Source organism: Acinetobacter sp. YH12241 (assembly GCF_013417535.1).
GTDB lineage: Bacteria > Pseudomonadota > Gammaproteobacteria > Pseudomonadales > Moraxellaceae > Acinetobacter.
In genome coordinates, this window is the sequence record NZ_VPDQ01000007.1 from 53,646 (window position 1) to 71,334 (window position 17,689).

A 17,689-nucleotide genomic window follows, 5' to 3' on the forward strand; every position below is an offset into this window, starting at 1 on the left:
AGGACACTATGCGTTTAAGCAGTTTAAAACTTTCAGGCTTCAAATCTTTTGCTGACAGTACTACCTTACACTTCAAGGATAACCGGACTGCAGTGGTGGGACCCAATGGTTGTGGTAAATCAAATGTGATTGATGCCATACGCTGGGTGATGGGTGAGTCCAGTGCGCGCCAACTACGTGGTGGCAGCATGCAGGATGTGATTTTTACCGGAACAGCCAAGCGCAAACCGGTGGGCATCGCCAGTGTAGAACTGCGTTTTGATAATACTTATGGCAAGCTGGGCGGTGCGTATAATGCCTATAATGAGCTGGCAGTGCGTCGTCAGGTCAACCGTGATGGCAAGTCTGAATATTTCCTGAATGGCACTAAATGCCGACGTCGTGATATTACCGATATTTTCTTGGGAACCGGTCTGGGGCCGCGTTCTTATGCAATTATTGAACAGGGCATGATTAACCGTCTGGTAGATGCCAAGCCGGAAGAAATGCGGGTTTTTATTGAAGAAGCTGCAGGGGTTTCCCGTTATCAGGCACGTCGCCGCGAGACCATGCTGCATCTGGATCACACGACGCAGAACCTGTCGCGTCTGGAAGATATTGCCTCTGAACTCAAGTCTCAGCTTAAAACCTTGAAACGCCAGTCAGAAACTGCCATTCAATATAAGGAACTGGAAGGCCAGATCCGTACCATCAAGATTGAAATCCTGTCGTTCCAGTGTGAGCAGAGCCAGCGTCTGCAAGAAGAATATACTGTGCAGATGAATACGCTGGGCGAGAATTTTAAGCTGGTACGTTCTGAATTGACTACTGTTGAGCATGATCTGGGAGCGACCAGTGAACTGTTCCAGCGCTTGATTCAACAGTCCACACCGCTACAAACTGAATGGCAACAGGCTGAGAAAAAGCTCAGCGAACTGGAAATGACCCTGCAGCAAAAGCAGTCCTTATTGCAGCAGAACTCAAGCAGTCTGGTGAAGCTGGAAGAACAAAAAGCACAAACCAAAGAACGTTTACAGCTGATTGAATTGCAACTGGACACCCTGCATCAACAACTCGAAGATCAGACTGCACAATTGCAGAAGCAGGAAGGTCAAAGTCAGGAACAAAACCAGGGGCTGACTGATCTGAAATCCCAGCAAGGCACAATTGCTGCCCAGTTTGCTCAAATTAAAACCCAGGTTGAGCAACAGCAACAACGTAAACAGCAAATGCTGGCGCAAAGTGAACAGCTGGCTAAAAATATTGTCCGGATTGAACAGCAAAAAGAAACCTTGCAACAGCAGGCAGCACAAATTCAGCAGCAGGCGCAGCAAGATGAGCTGGAACAGTATCAGACTGATAGAGCTGAAACTGAACAGCAAATCACTGGCTTTGAGGCTCAACTCAAAACACTGAAAACTGAGCTTGAGCAGCTACAGGCAGAACAGGCAAGTCAGCAGCAAATGCTCATGCAGCTGAAATCAGAAATTCAGGTACTGCATTCAGAACGCAAAAACCTGAGCCAGTTACTGACTAAAGCCAATCCAAACGCCAAAGCGGATGCGGTGCAGTTAATGCAAGTGCTGAAGCTGAATCCACAGGCCAAAGCTTATGCCAGTTTGATTGAAAAGTTCCTGGCGAAATGGCTTTCTGCACAAGTATTAGAAGAAACTGAGCATTTTCTGGAAAATAGTGCACGCCAGCTCAAAGCTCAGACGACACAGGATAATATTCAGCTTGATGGACTCCCTTGTTTAGCAGACTGGATTGAAGCACCTCAATATTCGCTCTGGCAACAGGTGGCCGTAGCTGAGAACTTTAAACAGGCGCTTGGTTTACAAACGCAGTTGCATACAGGCCAGTCGATCTTAAGTCTGGATGGCTATCATGTCGGTCCCGACTGGATGATTGCACTGGATTATGATGAAGCCAGTCAGGCGGGACAAGGGGCACTGAGTCATCGTATCCGTCTGGATGAAATCGAGCAGCAACTGGCTCAGCTTGAACCGAAATTCGCAGATCTAGAGCAACAGCTTCCTGAACTCACTGCTCAAGTAAAAGCTTTGCAAAGCCAGATTCAAAGCATCAATGAGCAGCAGAAGCAGGCACAAAAGCAGTTACAACAGCTTGATCTGAACATTGCCAAAGTTCAGAGTGCGACGCAGGCCTTTGCGGTACAGAAACAGCAATTGCAGAACCAGTTACAGCAACTGGATGAGCAGCTGGAAGAAGATGCGATGCAGAAAGATGATCTGGAAATTGATCTGCATGCACTGAATCTGAAACTGGAACAGGCACTGCCCAATTACAAGACCTTGCAATTTCAGTTGGAAGAACTCAATGCCCAGCTGGAAGACTCACAGCTAGTCACTCAGCAGGCGCAGCAGGAATTAGAAGTACTGCGCCGTCAAACGGTACAAAGTCAGCAACAGGCTGAACTGCTGGAAAAAGATCAGCTGTTTTTGAAAGAACAATATCAACAGATTATTGCGCAGATTGAACAGGCCAAAAAGTTTGTCGATCCGGTACAGCTGGAATTGCCTGCTTTACAGAGCCAGTTCAATGAACAGGCACTGATCACGGAAAAACTGCAAAAAACCTGGGCAGACTGGCAGATCGAGCTGAATCAGATCCAGAGCAAGCAGCAGCACCTGACTGAGCAGCGCCATACTTTCCAGCAGCAGGATGAACAACTGCGTACTGAACTTGAAGCCAAACGTCTGGCTTGGCAAGCTGCCAGATCTGATTTACAGCATTATTCAGAACAACTGAAAGAGTTGAATAGTGAAGTAATTTCAGGGCTGAATATTGATGTAAAAGTACATCAGGCCAAACTAGAAAAAGCCCAGGCTCAATTTGATAAATTGGGTGCGGTGAATCTGGCAGCTTCTGAAGAGTATGAAGAAGTTTCGAAACGTTATGACGAACTCAGCCATCAGATTCAGGATCTGGAAAATACCGTTGAACAGCTGCAGGCAGCAATGAAAAGTATTGATCAGGAAACCCGTAAGCTGTTTATGAATACCTTCGATCAGGTCAATGCCGAGCTACAAAACCTGTTCCCGAAAGTATTTGAGGGCGGTGAAGCGAGTTTAAGTCTTGAAGATGGATGGCAATCGGGTGTAAAACTGATGGCTCGCCCACCGGGCAAGCGCAACAGTTCACTGGCATTACTTTCTGGTGGTGAAAAAGCTTTAACCGCATTAGCACTGGTCTTTGCAATTTTCCGCTTAAATCCGGCACCATTCTGTGTATTGGACGAAGTGGATGCACCGCTGGACGATGCCAATGTGGGACGTTTTTGTAATTTAGTCAAAGAGCTTTCTGAACAAGTGCAATTTATTTATATTACCCATAACAAACTTGCAATGATGATGGCGACTGATCTTTTAGGTGTAACCATGCCTGAACCGGGAACCTCAAAATTAGTGACAGTAAATTTGGAACAGGCAAAAGAATACGGCTTAGCTGCGGAGGTATAACATGGAAATCACCACAATTATCGGGATTGTTATTGCAATTGTGATTATGCTATTCGGCATAAGACTGATCTTGAAAAAACCTGCGGAGGCTGTACCGTCACTGGATGCGGATCTTCATATTGATCCTGACAGCCAGACTCCGGTTATTCCGAGGCATGTACGATCTCAACTGTCTAAAACAGAAAGTCCGGCAGCTACACGTGTTGAACCGAGCCTGAATGAAGAAGCAGTAGACAACATTGCACCTGTGGCAGAACAAAAAGAAGCAGCCAAAGTAGAGCCAACTTTGACTGAAACCGTCCAGCCCGAAACCAAAGCAGCAAGTCTGCTCGATACACAGGTGGTTGCAGAGGAAGCAGCCAAAACAGAAGAAAACACTACGTCAGCTGAACAAGAAAGCAAGCCTGAAACAGTAGAAGTAGCAGAAACAGCAAAAGAGCCTAAAGCCGCCGAATTTAGCCTGAATAGTAATATAGAAAAAGCTGAAATTTCTGACTTTAATGATGAAAGCAGTATTCTCGATGCACATCTCCATGAGCAAAAAATTGTGGATGAAGAATGTTCGCTAGCCAATGCTGAAACGATTATTTCTTTGCATGTTTATCCACAAGGCCGTGCACTGTCAGGTGAAAAAACCTTAAAAGTTTTACTGAAATATGGCCTGCGTTATGGTGAACTGGCATGTTTCCATCGTTATAGTGAAGATGGCTCGAAACTGCTATTTTCGGTGTTGCGTATGGCGGATACCGGTATGGAAGGTTTTGACCTAGAAATTTTGTCGACTGAAGAAGTCAAAGGTCTGGCGTTCTTCTTGGCTTTACCGCATAGCGATGTACAGAATGCCTTCGATACCATGGACAGCATTTCACGTCTGATTGCGCGTGAAGTGGATGGTCTGGTCTATGATCAGAACCAGCAGGAAATGACCCCGCAATTACGTGAATTCTGGCGTCATCAGGCGATTGACTATCGTGCTGGACAGACTGCAGAAGTTTAATATTCCAATATTGAATCTGCAAAATCCGATTTTTATAATAGCGAAAAGCTGAATATTGTATAGGGCGGATTTTCCGCCCTTTTTTATGGTGAAATTATGACCCAAGATGCCACTGTCATTGCGCAAATGCGTCAATTGATTCAACTGCTTGCTAAGCATAATCATGCTTATTATGTGATGGATCAACCTACGATTGAAGACAGTGAATATGATCAGCTCTTTCATCAGCTCAAAGCCTTAGAAGAACAATATCCACATTTACAACAGCCAGACACGCCGACAGTTAAAGTAGGCGGTCAGGCACTTTCCAAATTTCTGACTGTAACGCATGCAGTGCCAATGCTGTCTTTGGGCAACGTGTTCAATCAGGATGACCTGTTTGCTTTCGCACGCCGTATTGAAGAACGCTTACCCAATCAAAAGATCGAATACGATGTTGAGCTGAAATTTGACGGTCTGGCAATTTCCCTCTGGTATGAACATGGCGTACTGGTTCGTGGTGTCACCCGTGGTGATGGGGAAACTGGAGAAGATATTACCCAGAATGTCAAAACCATCCGTAACCTGCCGAAATTTCTGTCTCCAGTGAATGGCGTGATTCCAGAATTACTGGAAGTGCGTGGCGAAGTGCTAATGCCGAAATCCGGCTTTGAACGCCTGAATGCGGCCAATGCAGCGAAAGGTGAAAAAACCTTTGCCAATCCACGTAACGCCGCGGCCGGCAGTTTACGCCAGCTTGATCCGAATATTGCAGCTTCTCGACCTTTGGCTTTTTATGCTTATGGAATTGCCCAGTGTGTTCCTCATCATGGTCAAACCACAATGTCAGGCAGTCTGGAATGGCTACAGCAGTTTGGCTTTGCTGTTGGTGAGCGGCATTTTATCTGCAGTAGCATCCAGGAAGTGCAAAAGGTTTACGAGCAGATCATTGAAGAACGTTCAAAGCTTAGTGTCGAAATCGATGGTATGGTCATTAAGGTCAATGACCTTAAACAGCAACAAAAACTGGGTTTCTTGAGCCGTGAACCACGTTGGGCAACGGCTTATAAATTCCCGGCAGTGGCTGCATTGACCACTGTTGAAAATATTGACTGGCAAGTGGGTCGTACCGGGACTCTAACGCCTGTAGCACGGTTGAATCCGGTTGCAGTGGGTGGTGTAACCGTTTCCAATGTAACGCTGCATAATATTGGTGAAATTCACCGTCTGGATGTAAGAATTGGGGATACCGTCAGTGTCTATCGTAGTGGTGACGTGATTCCTAAGGTAGAAAAAGTCTGGCCAGAATTCCGTCCTGCCAATGCGGTAGAAGTGCATTTACCTGAGAATTGTCCGGTGTGCGGTTCTCCAGTCGTTATGCCAGAAGGTGAAGCCTTGGCACGCTGTTCAGGTGAACTGTATTGTGCGGCGCAGCGTATCGAGACCATCCGTCACTTTGTTTCGCGTAAGGCTATGGATATCGAAGGTCTGGGCGATCGCTGGGTGGAGTCACTGTTACATCTCAATCTTTTGAAAGATGTGTCGGATATTTATCACTTGCATGAGCATCGTGAGCAATTACTGCAAATCGAAAAAATGGGTGAAAAGTCCGTTCAAAATCTCATTGATTCGATTGAGAACAGCAAGAAAACTACATTGGCAGCGTTTATTTATGCGCTCGGGATTCGTGGCGTAGGTGAAACGACAGCACGTATGCTGGCCAATACTTTCCAGACTCTCGACGCTTTACGTAGTGCTGATGTAGACGCTTTAAAAAAAACACCGGATGTTGGTGATATTACCGCAGAATGGATTGTTGATTTCTTCCAGGCACCGCATAACCTGGAAGTATTGGATCGCTTGTTGGCTGCCGGTATTCATTGGGATGCGCCAATTGCACCAACGCGCCAACCACTGAATGGTGAAAGCTGGGTAGTGACTGGAACTTTAAGTTCTATGGGACGTGATGAAGCGACGCAATTACTGCAAGCATTAGGTGCACGGGTCAGTGGCAGTGTCTCTAGCAAGACCAAATGCGTGGTGGCGGGTGAAAAAGCCGGTTCTAAGCTCGATAAAGCAGAAAAACTCGGTGTGCCCGTGATCAATGAAGCGCAATTTATTGCTTTGATGAAGGAGCATGGGCAAATCGAAGAATAATTAGCTCTAAACAATGACTCAAATAAAAAAGACACCCAGGATGATGAATCTTAAGGTGTCTTTTTTATTGCTAGTTCAAAACTATAGGTGAATGAGAGGGGAGGATAGACAAATACAAGGACGGGTTCGGTAATGTAAGTTGAATTCACGTACAATAGATTCATTTGCAGGTATAGATCCTGCCTGATTGATTCTATTCTCCCGTTGATGATTGGCATACACATGGCGCAAGCAAAGAAATCTTTTCCGCAACAAAAATCGCAATTACATGCACGAAATCTGCATCGCAGTCGTTATGATTTTCCTCAGCTAATCAAGACTTGTCCGGAACTTGCGCCTTTTGTCAGCCCGAATCAATATAACGATCTTTCAGTCAACTTTTCTGATCCACTGGCTGTGAAAATGCTCAATAAAGCATTGCTCAAGCATTTTTACGGCATTCAATATTGGGATATTCCTCAAGATTATCTTTGCCCACCGATTCCGGGTAGAGCCGACTATATTCACTATTTGGCTGACCTGTTAAGTCTCAATAATAACGGTCAGATTCCAACAGGACACGCCGTTCACGTATTAGATATTGGGGTAGGGGCGAACTGTATTTATCCGATCATTGGGCATCGTAGTTATGGTTGGAAATTTGTCGGCTCAGACATTCATTCGGCATCGGTTAAAAGCGCTCAATTTATCGTGGAGGCAAATCCGAATCTCAGGAAGGGGATTCAGATTCGATTGCAGAAGACACCGAGCAATATCTTCAAAGGTGTGATTAAACCTTCAGATCGTTTTGATTTGACCCTGTGTAACCCACCATTTCATGCTTCGCAAGATGAGGCAAATGCCACAGCAACGCAAAAATTACGCAAACTTGGCAAACCGGTTGATCGCTCTAAGGTGGTGTTAAACTTTGGCGGACAAAAGAACGAGCTGTGGTGTGACGGTGGAGAAGAACGCTTTGTTTGCCAGATGGTACAAGAGAGCACACAGTTTGCTGAGCAATGTCTTTGGTTTAGTACACTGGTTTCTAAGAAAACCACATTACCTATGCTGTTAAATACCTTGCGTAAGTGCGGTGCAGTGGATGTAAAAACTATTAAAATGACGCAGGGGCAAAAAGAGAGTCGTTTTGTGGCTTGGACTTTTCTAGATACAAAGCAACAGCAAGCGTGGAAAAATGCGCGTTGGACTTCTGCTTAGCTTGTTTTTATGCAGGAATAGTGAGCTTGTGGGCGCATAAGTCGGTGTAGTAGCTCAAATTTAATCTGACAGACACCATAAAAAATCGGTCACTGTCAGATCAGGTTTGAGCTCGTACAATTAAGGAATATATTTCTTCACCACACCATCATCCAGCAATTGCTGGAAATGTTCGACCAAGCTTTCTTTTACTGGACGATATTCCAGACCGAGTTCATCCTTACTTTTTTGGGCATTAAAGAAAATTGGATAACCCATATTGAGTTCAACAAATTTACGGCTAAAGCCGGCCAGAGGACCAAAAATCTTGAAAGCCGTTTTTGGCAACTGGTTGCGCGGAAACGGGAATTTTGGACCAAATGCTTCACGCAGGATTTTACCCATTTCTAGCAGGCTCAAAGTCTCACTACAGATAATATAACGGCCATGCGCTTCCGGATTAAATGCAGCACGGATATGGGCTTCAGCAACATCCTGAACATCCACCACACCATTCCACATTGGTGGAACACCCAGCAAGGTCATGCCATTGGCAAACTGTTGCAGAACTTCCACACTGCCTGATTGAGTATTAGGCGTTAAGGATTCCCCAAAGACCAGTGCCGGATTGATACAGATCAGGTCCCAGCGATCCTGTGCTTCCGCCATTTCCCAAGCTTTGCGTTCTGCCATGACTTTGGAATATGGATAAGGCTGATGGGTTTCTGAACTGGTGGTATTCCAGTGAGATTCATCAAAACTGGTGTGCTCGGTTTGCAAAATATCAATCGCATCGCCATACGTTGAGGCAATACTTGAGGTGACAATCACACGTTTGACAGATTCAGTTTTATTGACGCTATTCAGCACATTTTGCGTACCCAGAATTGCCGGTTCAATAATGTCTTTGAGCGCATCTTTATAATTGGTGACCACAAAAGGTGAGGCCATATGAAAGACAATTTCACAACCTTCCATGGCTGCATCAAAAGAACCGGGCTTGAGCAGATTAGCTTCAAACAGCTTTAAGGTCCCGGGGCTGCTATCTGCAATTTGTTCTAGGTGCGTATAACTCTGGGTTTTATTCAGGTCACGTACAGTGGCATGTACGGTATAACCCTGTTTCAAAAGTTTCTGGATCACCCAACTGGCGATATAGCCAGATGCGCCGGTGACCAGAACAGGTGCTGTGCTATGTTGTAATGTCATATTTAAACCGTTGTTGTTTTGACTTCTTTCATCGTAGGCACAATTATGCATGAACCAGGCCAAACAGGTGAGTTCAAGATAAAAATAAGCAACAAGATAAGTGCTTATTAATATTTACAAAAATAAACGTTTGAATATTCCAGCCTGTTCATCTGAATAAAGCGAGTACAAAAAATGCAACACCTTGTTTTATAAATGGGATTTGTCCGAACAGAGAGCGTAAATGCAAGTGCTTCTCATTTTAATTATATAAAAATCAGATATTTACCATAATTTTGCTTTTGCAAATCAAAAATCTTTTCTCCATAATAGGATGATAAAAGCAGGGAGTAATTCAAATGCGCGGTAATCCAGAAGTCGTAGATTATTTAAATATGCTGATCGGTGGCGAACTGGCTGCTCGTGATCAATACCTGATTCACTCTCGTATGTATGAAGATTGGGGTCTGACTAAAATCTTTGAACGCATCGACCATGAAATGCAGGAAGAAGCACAGCATGCAGATGCCCTGATCCGTCGTGTCCTTTTTCTTGAAGGTACGCCAAATATGCAGCGTGATGACATCGAAGTTGGTGAAGATGTGGTGACCTGCCTGAAAGCTGACCTGAAGCTTGAGTATCATGTCCGTGAAAAGCTGGCTCAAGGGGTCAAACTTTGTGAAGAGAAGGGCGATTATGTGACCCGTGACATGCTGCGCCAGCAAATGTCGGATACGGAAGAAGATCATACTTACTGGTTAGAAAAACAGTTACGTTTGATCGAGCTGATTGGTCTACAAAACTATATCCAGTCACAAATGTAAGATATTGAATAATAAAAAAACCCAGCAGATGCTGGGTTTTTTGATTCTATAGACTTAAGAATTGTTGTTACTGACAATTCCGATTTTTTTCACTTCCAGACGCTGAGCCGCAGCCATCACCATCGCGATATGCTTGTATTCAGTTGCACGATCAGCCTTGATTTTAATCTGATCCTGATCGGCTTTTTGCGCCACGGTCTTGAATAAGGCTTCCAGCGCTTGAGCATTGGCCACCGGCTGATCATTCCAGAAGATCTGGCCTTGAGCATCGAGACGCAAATTTACAATCTCTGGCGGTTTTTCCTCAGTCGGTGGTGGTGTACCATTCGGCAGGTTGATATTAATCGAATTATTCGGCAACGGAATAGTGATAATAAACATAATCAACAAGACCAGCATGACATCAATCAATGGTGTCATGTTGACGTCCAGCATTACATCATCATCCTGATTTGAGCCAACATTCATTCCCATAACTGGATTCTCCCTCAATCTTAAGGTGAAGCGGGCGGGGTCGTGACAAATGCAATCTTGCCAATACCTGCTTGCTGGGTGGTACTAATCACCTGATCAATTGCCTCATAAGGTGTTAACTGATCACCACGAATATGCACTTCAGGCTGCGGACGTTTCTGGGCTTCTGCCTGTAAACGACTCAGTAAAACTGTTTTATCTGCGATATAAATTTCGTTCCAGAAAATATCGCCAGTTTTATTGACAGCCAACTGAACATTTTCTGGCTTGGTTTCATACGGTACATTTCTTTCTTCTGGCAGATCGACTGGTACGGTATGAATTGCAACCGGTACTGTAATCAGAAAGATAATCAGCAGTACCAGCATCACATCAACCAGAGGCGTGGTATTAATGGTACCAATGACCTCATCATCGCTGTCGTTTGAATTGACCATCATTCCCATGGTTGACCCCCATTTTTATTTTGTGTCGCGGTGAACAGGATTGTTTGAGCTGATTTCGCCGCTCAGTAGTACAGCATGCAAGTCAGAACCGAAGGTACGAACTTCTTCCATTACAGCTTTATTACGGCGAGTTAACCAGTTGTAACCAAGTACTGCCGGAACTGCCACAGCCAGACCGATTGCAGTCATGATCAGTGCTTCACCGACCGGACCAGCAACTTTATCGATTGATGCCTGTCCTGAAATACCAATTGCAGTCAGTGCATGGTAAATACCCCAAACGGTACCAAACAGACCTACGAAAGGTGCTGTAGAACCGACTGTAGCAAGGAAGGCCAGACCGCCACTCAGATGGTTCTGGATTTTGTCGATTGCACGTGAAATTGAAATGGTGACCCAGGTATTGAAGTCAATACGCTCAAGTAATGTACCGCCATGATTTTTGGTTGACTTAATCCCTTTTTCCGCAATAAAACGGTAGACGCTGGCTTCATCCAGGTTCTCGGTGGCATTATCCAGAGAAGAAGATTCCCAGAAAGTATTTTCAGCTTGCTTAGCCTGTTTGCGAATCTTGCCTTGTTGTAGGCATTTGCTGATCATGATGTACCAGGTGCCGATCGACATGACAACCAGAATAAACAAAGTGATTTTCGAAACAATATCACCTTCTTTCCACATGGCTTCTAGGCCATAAGGATTGTATCCAGCTTTTTCATCACTAGCTTCATCAGGCAGTGGGGGCGGGGTTGGTGTGGCCGCTGTTGCAGGTGTTGTTACCGCTGTTTCAGTGACAGCACTGGTATTTGGTGTAGCGGACTGTTCTGCAAAAATTGTTTGCAGAGGTAATAAAGTGCTCATGGCAATTACACCGGCAGCAGTCATGTTTTTTAAAGGTTTTAGTGATTTTTTCATCATGGATCTCCTGATTTTTTTCTTTATCTGTTGTATCTGTTAGTCAAGGACAAATTCATAGGGAATGTCATACCAAGATTCTTGCGGTTCGCCATTTTTCATTGCCGGCTTGAAAGTACATAAACTGAAGGCCTTGGATGCTGCACGATCCAGCGCACGACTACCGCTCGACTTTTTCACCTTCGCATCCTGGACCTTGCCGGAGGTATTTACATATACAGAGATCAGGACTTCACCTTGCTCTTCATTCATCAGTGCATCACGTGGATAGTCTGGGCGTTTACATCCTGCTTCACCTTGTGAAACACCACGAGTTACGCCAGCGGGTGGAGGAGCTGGGGCTGGAGCGGCTGCGACTACTGGAGCCGGTGCTGCTACCGGACTTGGTGAAGGACTCGCTGCAACGGGAGTAGGTACTGCAACAGTTGTCGGTTGGGTTGGCGTTGGAAGCGTTTTCTGTACAGGAACTACTTTTTCAACCGGTTTCACCTCAGGCACTTGTGCCACTTTTTCCACGATTTTTGGTGGTTCAGGTGGAGTTTCTTTTGGTGGCTCAGGTTCAGGCGGCTTAATATCTTGAATAATCATTAGTTCAACCGGCTGTTCTGTCGGTTTAATAATGTCTTTTGCCATACCAGCCATGAGTACTAGGCCAACCAGGATATGCAAAAAAACAACGACCCCAATACCAGTCAGTTTTTTGGCGGAGTTTTTTTCTAAGTCTTCAAACTTTGTGCCCATCATGACTCCTAGAATTTAAGACAAACAGGAAATAGTGCACTGATGAGAAAATTGTTTTTAGTTACAGGCAGCATTATTTTTTGTTTGGCTAAAATTAAACGGGGAAAACCGCAAACACCGCTTGGCAGCAGTGTTTGCGAAGTAATTAATTAAAAGAATTTATAGGTACCACGTAGGAAGTAGGTACGGCCCATTGGATCACCGTGACGAGGGTCATAGCCATATTGAGCATTGTTAGTTGCATCAGAAGCAGGTGGTTCTGCATCAAACATGTTGCGAATACCTGCAGTTAGCTCTAAATTCTTGAATCCGCTATAGGTGCCTGCAAAGTTATAAAGCGTATAGGCACTTACATCACGTTCTTGAGAAAAGTCTTCATAACCACGGATATATTGTTGTTCTAGTCTCATTTTCCAGTCTTCATAAGACCAGTTGATATTGGCAATATGTCTCCAGCGGACGACTGCAGGATCATCATAGATGCCGACGAGCCCTTCCCATTCACCGTTTGGTTCTTCTTGCTCATCCATTTTGATGACATAGGTACCATCAATCCCAAAACCAAAACGGCCTGTTGCTGTCATTGGGCTTAAGTAGTTCAGGCTGAGGTCAATCCCTTCAGTTTTTAATCCACCCATATTTTGTAGAGTTGTATTTAAATACTGGATACGACCATCTGGAGCGTAAACGATCAGATTGCCATAGCGATCAAGGTCATTAAAAATGTCATTAGGAGTAACTGAGCTGACTAAACCTTCAATATCAATATTGTAGTAATCAGCGGTGAATACCAGATTCTTGATTGGTTCATATACGAATCCGGCTGTAAAAGAGGTTGATTCTTCTGGCTGTAAGTCTGGGTTACCACCTTGTTTACGCTTGAACTGCATACCACATTGGTCTGCAAATTGGGTGCTGGTCGGTTGACCGTTAGCATCACAAAAACGTGGGTTATTGAAGTTAGTGCTAGTATTGGTTTCACTTTGTAAAGAGTTGATTTCCCACATACTTGGGGCGCGGAATCCAGTACTATAAGAACTACGGAACATTAACTCTTTAACCGGTTCCCAACGTAGGGATACTTTTGGATTGAAAGTATCACCAAAGTCACTATAGTCATCATAACGTGCCGCAAGTTGAGCTTCTAGAGTCGGCAAGATCGGTACATGTAATTCAGTAAACACCGCAGTAATATCACGGTCACCTGAACTTGACGGTTTATTTGGATCAATACCAGAACCTGGAACCTGGCGAACAAGATCGGCATTCACCTTGGCTTCCCAGTCCTGAGTGGTGTAGCTACCACCCAAGGCAAATCCAACTTCACCTGCAGGTAGTTCATAGATTGGACGGCTGACAGTGAAATCTATAGTGGTAGAATCCAGACTTGCCATATTTGTTGGGCCAGCTACATCAAAGGTTGACCATTTTCCTACATCTGCAGCTGCTTGAGGGCCAAAAGGATTGAGTGTGCCATCATTGAGTGCAGCTTGAACCTGACTCTGATTCAAATAGCCACTGACGAAATTATCAGTTGCTTCACTTTCGGCATAAGTAACGCCACCATTGATATCCCAACCTAGTACTTCACCTTCGATCCCAGCAAAGAAACGGTTTGACTCATTCTCTGATTGAGATACACGGTTACCTGATTGTGAACGTAAATAAAGGGTTGCTTCATCATCTACCAGACCAGCAATACCTGGAGTAATACCGTTGCCTGGATAATATTTGCTGGTATTTGGAATGGTAAGGCTACCACCCCATACATCAGGTGCAATTGAGGTTTTTACTTTACTCTCAGTATAAATATACTCAGCAACTGCATTTAATGAATCGGTGAGTTTGAATGTACCTTTTGCTAAAGCTGAAAAGGTTTCTTCTTCAGGTGTAATACCGATTAATGCTTGTGTGTTTAATAGACAGCGCGTGCCAGACACGAACACGTTTGGTGCATTATTACAATTTTGATTGATATAAGGATTGACTACGCCAACGCCAGAATCTAACAGGTTAGCAGGAAAACCAGCAGTGGAACCGATTGCCATATTTAATTCTGGAATTAAGCCACCACGGCGACTGACTTTACGATCTTTGGCCATGATCATATCAGACGTACGGTAGTCCACTACGCCATAGACGTTAAAGCCTTGTTCATCCAGATCGCCATAACCACCGAAGATGGAAACATCATATTTGTCACCATTTTTTTCTTCGGGTGCCTGAAGGCCGCCAGATACCCCGAAACCTTCATACTCTTTTTTGATAATAAAATTGATTACCCCGGCAATCGCATCTGCACCATATACTGCAGAAGCACCATCACGCAGAATCTCGATTCGCTCAACCATCGCGAGCGGAATAATATTCAGGTTAACTTCAGAAGTACTAAATGGGCTGTTAGCCAAACGACGCCCATTTAATAAAACTAAGGTCTTATCAGTACCAATCCCACGCAGGTTGGCAGAAGAGCCTGAAGTATTACTTTTACCAATATTTTGAGAAACAGCAAAACCAGCTTGGTTAGCACTTACTTTATTAATTGCTTCTTCAACCGTGGTGACCCCCTGATTCACCAGATCTTCGACTTTAAGCACAGTAATAGGAGATGCACTTTGTGCAGCTACTCCTTTAATAGATGAACCTGTCACTGTCACTTTTTGAACCTTGGTAGGTTGAGCGGCAGAGTTTTCTGGTTCATCGGCTGCATGTGCCAAAGACAAGCACATCATACTTAAGCTGAGTGCGCTTAACTTGAGTAGTCTTTTGCTGACGGTTGGAGCCCCCATAGATCCGACTAGTTTGTTTATTTTCATCGTAAAGTTCACCTTTCTTGTTGTGTGAAGATAATGCTGTATTTTTTTTAAGCAAAGCAAGTGCCAACTTAGTCAGAATTCTTCTAAAAATATTCAATATATTAAGAAATGCTTAATTTATAGGGTCTTAGAAAGAGAGAACTTGTGCGTCAGGGAAAACAGATGAGCTGTATTGGAAGTAATAAGAAAAAATGATATTGCAAATCAGTATTTATTGATTAACTCTAAACATTAATTGAAAAATATGTGAACTAATCGATATTTTTAGATTCTTTAATGTAGGTGAAATATGAGTTATGAGGGGTGGTTGTTTAATTTTTAGACATATTCTTAGTTATTAAAAAATATAGATTTATTTTTTTGGATTACGAATGGCTGAATTGGAATGTGCTATAAAATGACCCACTAGCGAATTATTTTTGTGCAATAAAGTGAAAGTCATTGTAGGATTAGTGCAGTAAATACTGCAGATAGTATCTAAGTAATTGCCTAAATTATTATTATTTTAAATGATTAATAAAAATATATTTTTTGTTGTAAAAAGAACTTAATTGTTACTTAAAGTATAGAGTGGCATGAAATTAGCTTTCAAACGCTAGATTCATAAGATAGGCGGAATGTTGAAAAATAAAAAAACATGAAGCAAATCAGAAGAGATTAAATGCTTTTAAAAAACCTTAATCATTTTAATGATTTAAATAAACAAAAATAGGTGTGAATTTGAAATCAGTAATTTTAAGGATGACAGTTTTAGCACTGGCAGTAACATCAGGGGGGATGGCTTTAGCAAAATCATCTGCACATCCGGATAAAATTTTAAACCTGGCTTTCGAAGCACCTGATGACGGTTTTGATATGGTCAAAACCTATAATTTTTATAGTGGTAGCGTGGCTGAGGCCATTTTCGAGCCTTTGTTGCGTTATGACTATCTGGCCCGGCCTGCAATTTTGGCTCCGAATACCGCCGAGTCTTTACCCGTGGTTGAACAGGATGGCAAAGTTTATACCTTTAAAATCAAGCCAGGAATTTATTTCAGTCCGGATCCAGCCTTTCAGGGCAAGAAGCGTGAACTGGTTGCCCGGGATTATATTTATTCCATGCAAAGGGTGATGGATCCGAAAAGCCATTCGCCTTCTTTTTCCTTTATCGAAGGCAAAATTCTTGGCGCAGATCAAGTTATCCAGCAGGCCAAAAAAACTGGCAAGTTCAACTACGATGCACCTATTCCCGGTTTAAAAGCCCTAGATAAATATACCTTACAAATTACCCTGACCCGTTCCGACCTGAACTTTCCTTACATTCTGGCCTATGTCGCTTTTGCTGGTACTGCACGCGAAGTCATCGAATATTATGGCGATCGGGTAGGTCAGCACCCAGTCGGAACAGGGGCATACCAATTACACAAATATGTGCCGCGTAGCCGCATTGAGTTAACCGCTAATCCAAATTATCGCGGTTTTGTCTGGAACTTTAAGGGGGATGGTTCAGAGTGGGATCAACGGATTGTTAAAGCCATGCAAGGCAAGCAGATGCCGCAAATCGGCAAGGTCAAGATCAGTATCATTGAAGAAGAACAATCACGTTGGCTGGCTTTAAAATCTGGACAATTAGACTATGACAAACTGACTGCAAGTGGCGCTGAACAGGCATTGGAAAATAAGCAGCTGAAAAGTGAATACAAGAAAAAAGGCATCCTGCATTATCCGAATAAAGAACCGGAAATCACCTATACCATCATGAATATGCGTGATCCGGTGATTGGTGGGAACTCACTGGAAAAAATTGCACTACGCCGTGCCATTGCCTTGTCCTATAACCAGAAAGAGGCCATCCAGCAGCTCTATAAGGGCCATGCCGTTAAAGCTGAAATGATTCTTCCTGAAGGCGTGGGCGGATATAACCCGAATTATAGAAGCAGCATTGCCTACAATCCTTTGCTTGCCAATAAACTGCTCGATCGTTTTGGCTACAAGAAAGGCGCCGACGGTTACCGCACCTTGCCTGATGGCAAACCATTGGTTCTGAAAATGAACTCGACCAGCTCAAGTTCTTCCGTCATTTCTGCGGAACTATGGAAAAAGAACCTGGATGCAATCGGAGTAAAAGTTGAATTTAAAGTCAGTAACTTTGCCGACAATTTAAAAGAAGCCACCCAGTGCAAACATATGATGTGGGGTGGCGCCTGGATTGCAGATTATCCGGAAGGGGAAAACTTTGCCCAATTGCTGTATGGCCCAAATGCCCAGCAAGGTAACCTGAGCTGCTATACCTCTAAAGCCTATGACGCGCTGTATCAAACTGCGATGAAACTGCCGCCTCAGCAACGCACTCCCTATTATGAGCAGATGAACCGCCAGATGGAGGCAGATAATCCGTGGATTTTGCACAATACCCGGGTACGCAACTGGCTGATTCATCCACAGGTACAGGGCTTTAAGGCACATCCGGTGACTAGAGCAGTTTGGCAATATCTGGATATTGAACCTGTTAAAAAATAACTTGAGAAGATTAAGAACC

At 43.9% G+C, this 17,689-nt stretch carries 12 protein-coding genes; 6 read left to right on the forward strand and 6 right to left on the reverse strand.

All coding sequences use genetic code 11. From position 1 onward, the window contains the following. Positions 1 to 8 precede the first annotated feature (8 nt). The 4 genes from smc to rlmF all read left to right on the forward strand — a co-directional run bounded on the left by smc (position 9) and on the right by rlmF (position 7,791). Positions 9 to 3,461: a chromosome segregation protein SMC gene (gene smc / locus FTV18_RS06035; RefSeq protein WP_180017124.1), complete on the forward strand. Its 3,453-nt coding sequence runs from the start codon at positions 9 to 11 to the stop codon at positions 3,459 to 3,461. Position 3,462: 1 nt separating this feature from the next. Continuing rightward, a complete protein-coding gene (locus FTV18_RS06040) occupies positions 3,463 to 4,458 on the forward strand; it encodes a cell division protein ZipA C-terminal FtsZ-binding domain-containing protein (protein WP_180017065.1) in 996 nt (331 codons plus the stop codon). A gap of 96 nt (positions 4,459 to 4,554) precedes the next feature. After that, entirely contained in the window at positions 4,555 to 6,594 is a 2,040-nt protein-coding gene (gene ligA / locus FTV18_RS06045) for an NAD-dependent DNA ligase LigA (protein WP_180017063.1), read from the forward strand. 222 nt (positions 6,595 to 6,816) lie between these two features. Continuing rightward, complete coding sequence (rlmF, locus tag FTV18_RS06050; protein WP_159123532.1) at positions 6,817 to 7,791, forward strand: 23S rRNA (adenine(1618)-N(6))-methyltransferase RlmF; 975 nt, start codon at positions 6,817 to 6,819, stop codon at positions 7,789 to 7,791. A gap of 120 nt (positions 7,792 to 7,911) precedes the next feature. On the opposite strand, the gene FTV18_RS06055 is transcribed toward rlmF, so the two are convergent. Continuing rightward, a complete protein-coding gene (locus FTV18_RS06055) occupies positions 7,912 to 8,979 on the reverse strand; it encodes an aldehyde reductase (RefSeq protein ID WP_034170652.1) in 1,068 nt (355 codons plus the stop codon). 338 nt (positions 8,980 to 9,317) lie between these two features. On the opposite strand from FTV18_RS06055, the gene bfr reads away from it, so the two are divergent. Continuing rightward, positions 9,318 to 9,782 (forward strand): bacterioferritin, encoded by a 465-nt coding sequence (gene bfr, locus FTV18_RS06060; RefSeq protein WP_004783337.1) that lies wholly within the window; start codon positions 9,318 to 9,320, stop codon positions 9,780 to 9,782. Positions 9,783 to 9,836: 54 nt separating this feature from the next. Here the strand turns inward: bfr and FTV18_RS06065 are convergent, their stop codons facing one another. The 5 genes from FTV18_RS06065 to FTV18_RS06085 all read right to left on the reverse strand — a co-directional run bounded on the left by FTV18_RS06065 (position 9,837) and on the right by FTV18_RS06085 (position 15,171). Further along, positions 9,837 to 10,256 (reverse strand): biopolymer transporter ExbD, encoded by a 420-nt coding sequence (locus FTV18_RS06065; protein WP_004783336.1) that lies wholly within the window; start codon positions 10,254 to 10,256, stop codon positions 9,837 to 9,839. A gap of 20 nt (positions 10,257 to 10,276) precedes the next feature. Further along, positions 10,277 to 10,702: a biopolymer transporter ExbD gene (locus FTV18_RS06070; RefSeq protein ID WP_180017061.1), complete on the reverse strand. Its 426-nt coding sequence runs from the start codon at positions 10,700 to 10,702 to the stop codon at positions 10,277 to 10,279. A gap of 15 nt (positions 10,703 to 10,717) precedes the next feature. After that, a complete protein-coding gene (locus FTV18_RS06075; RefSeq protein WP_180017059.1) occupies positions 10,718 to 11,617 on the reverse strand; it encodes a MotA/TolQ/ExbB proton channel family protein in 900 nt (299 codons plus the stop codon). 36 nt (positions 11,618 to 11,653) lie between these two features. Continuing rightward, positions 11,654 to 12,355: an energy transducer TonB gene (locus FTV18_RS06080; RefSeq protein ID WP_086044090.1), complete on the reverse strand. Its 702-nt coding sequence runs from the start codon at positions 12,353 to 12,355 to the stop codon at positions 11,654 to 11,656. Between the two features lie 149 nt (positions 12,356 to 12,504). Then, entirely contained in the window at positions 12,505 to 15,171 is a 2,667-nt protein-coding gene (locus FTV18_RS06085; RefSeq protein ID WP_180017057.1) for a TonB-dependent receptor, read from the reverse strand. A gap of 741 nt (positions 15,172 to 15,912) precedes the next feature. Between FTV18_RS06085 and FTV18_RS06090 the strand changes: the two genes are divergently transcribed. Next, positions 15,913 to 17,670, forward strand: coding sequence for an ABC transporter substrate-binding protein (locus FTV18_RS06090; RefSeq protein WP_180017055.1), 1,758 nt, complete (start codon positions 15,913 to 15,915; stop codon positions 17,668 to 17,670). Positions 17,671 to 17,689 lie beyond the last annotated feature (19 nt).

What these genes read in the sequence shown, in the direction of transcription:
- smc (WP_180017124.1), top strand. Translation starts at nt 9, where the DNA reads ATGCGTTTAAGCAGTTTAAAACTTTCAGGCTTCAAATCTTTTGCTGAC.
- FTV18_RS06040 (WP_180017065.1), top strand. Translation starts at nt 3,463, where the DNA reads ATGGAAATCACCACAATTATCGGGATTGTTATTGCAATTGTGATTATG.
- ligA (WP_180017063.1), top strand. Translation starts at nt 4,555, where the DNA reads ATGACCCAAGATGCCACTGTCATTGCGCAAATGCGTCAATTGATTCAA.
- rlmF (WP_159123532.1), top strand. Translation starts at nt 6,817, where the DNA reads ATGGCGCAAGCAAAGAAATCTTTTCCGCAACAAAAATCGCAATTACAT.
- FTV18_RS06055 (WP_034170652.1), bottom strand. Translation starts at nt 8,979, where the DNA reads ATGACATTACAACATAGCACAGCACCTGTTCTGGTCACCGGCGCATCT.
- bfr (WP_004783337.1), top strand. Translation starts at nt 9,318, where the DNA reads ATGCGCGGTAATCCAGAAGTCGTAGATTATTTAAATATGCTGATCGGT.
- FTV18_RS06065 (WP_004783336.1), bottom strand. Translation starts at nt 10,256, where the DNA reads ATGGGAATGAATGTTGGCTCAAATCAGGATGATGATGTAATGCTGGAC.
- FTV18_RS06070 (WP_180017061.1), bottom strand. Translation starts at nt 10,702, where the DNA reads ATGGGAATGATGGTCAATTCAAACGACAGCGATGATGAGGTCATTGGT.
- FTV18_RS06075 (WP_180017059.1), bottom strand. Translation starts at nt 11,617, where the DNA reads ATGATGAAAAAATCACTAAAACCTTTAAAAAACATGACTGCTGCCGGT.
- FTV18_RS06080 (WP_086044090.1), bottom strand. Translation starts at nt 12,355, where the DNA reads ATGGGCACAAAGTTTGAAGACTTAGAAAAAAACTCCGCCAAAAAACTG.
- FTV18_RS06085 (WP_180017057.1), bottom strand. Translation starts at nt 15,171, where the DNA reads ATGAAAATAAACAAACTAGTCGGATCTATGGGGGCTCCAACCGTCAGC.
- FTV18_RS06090 (WP_180017055.1), top strand. Translation starts at nt 15,913, where the DNA reads ATGACAGTTTTAGCACTGGCAGTAACATCAGGGGGGATGGCTTTAGCA.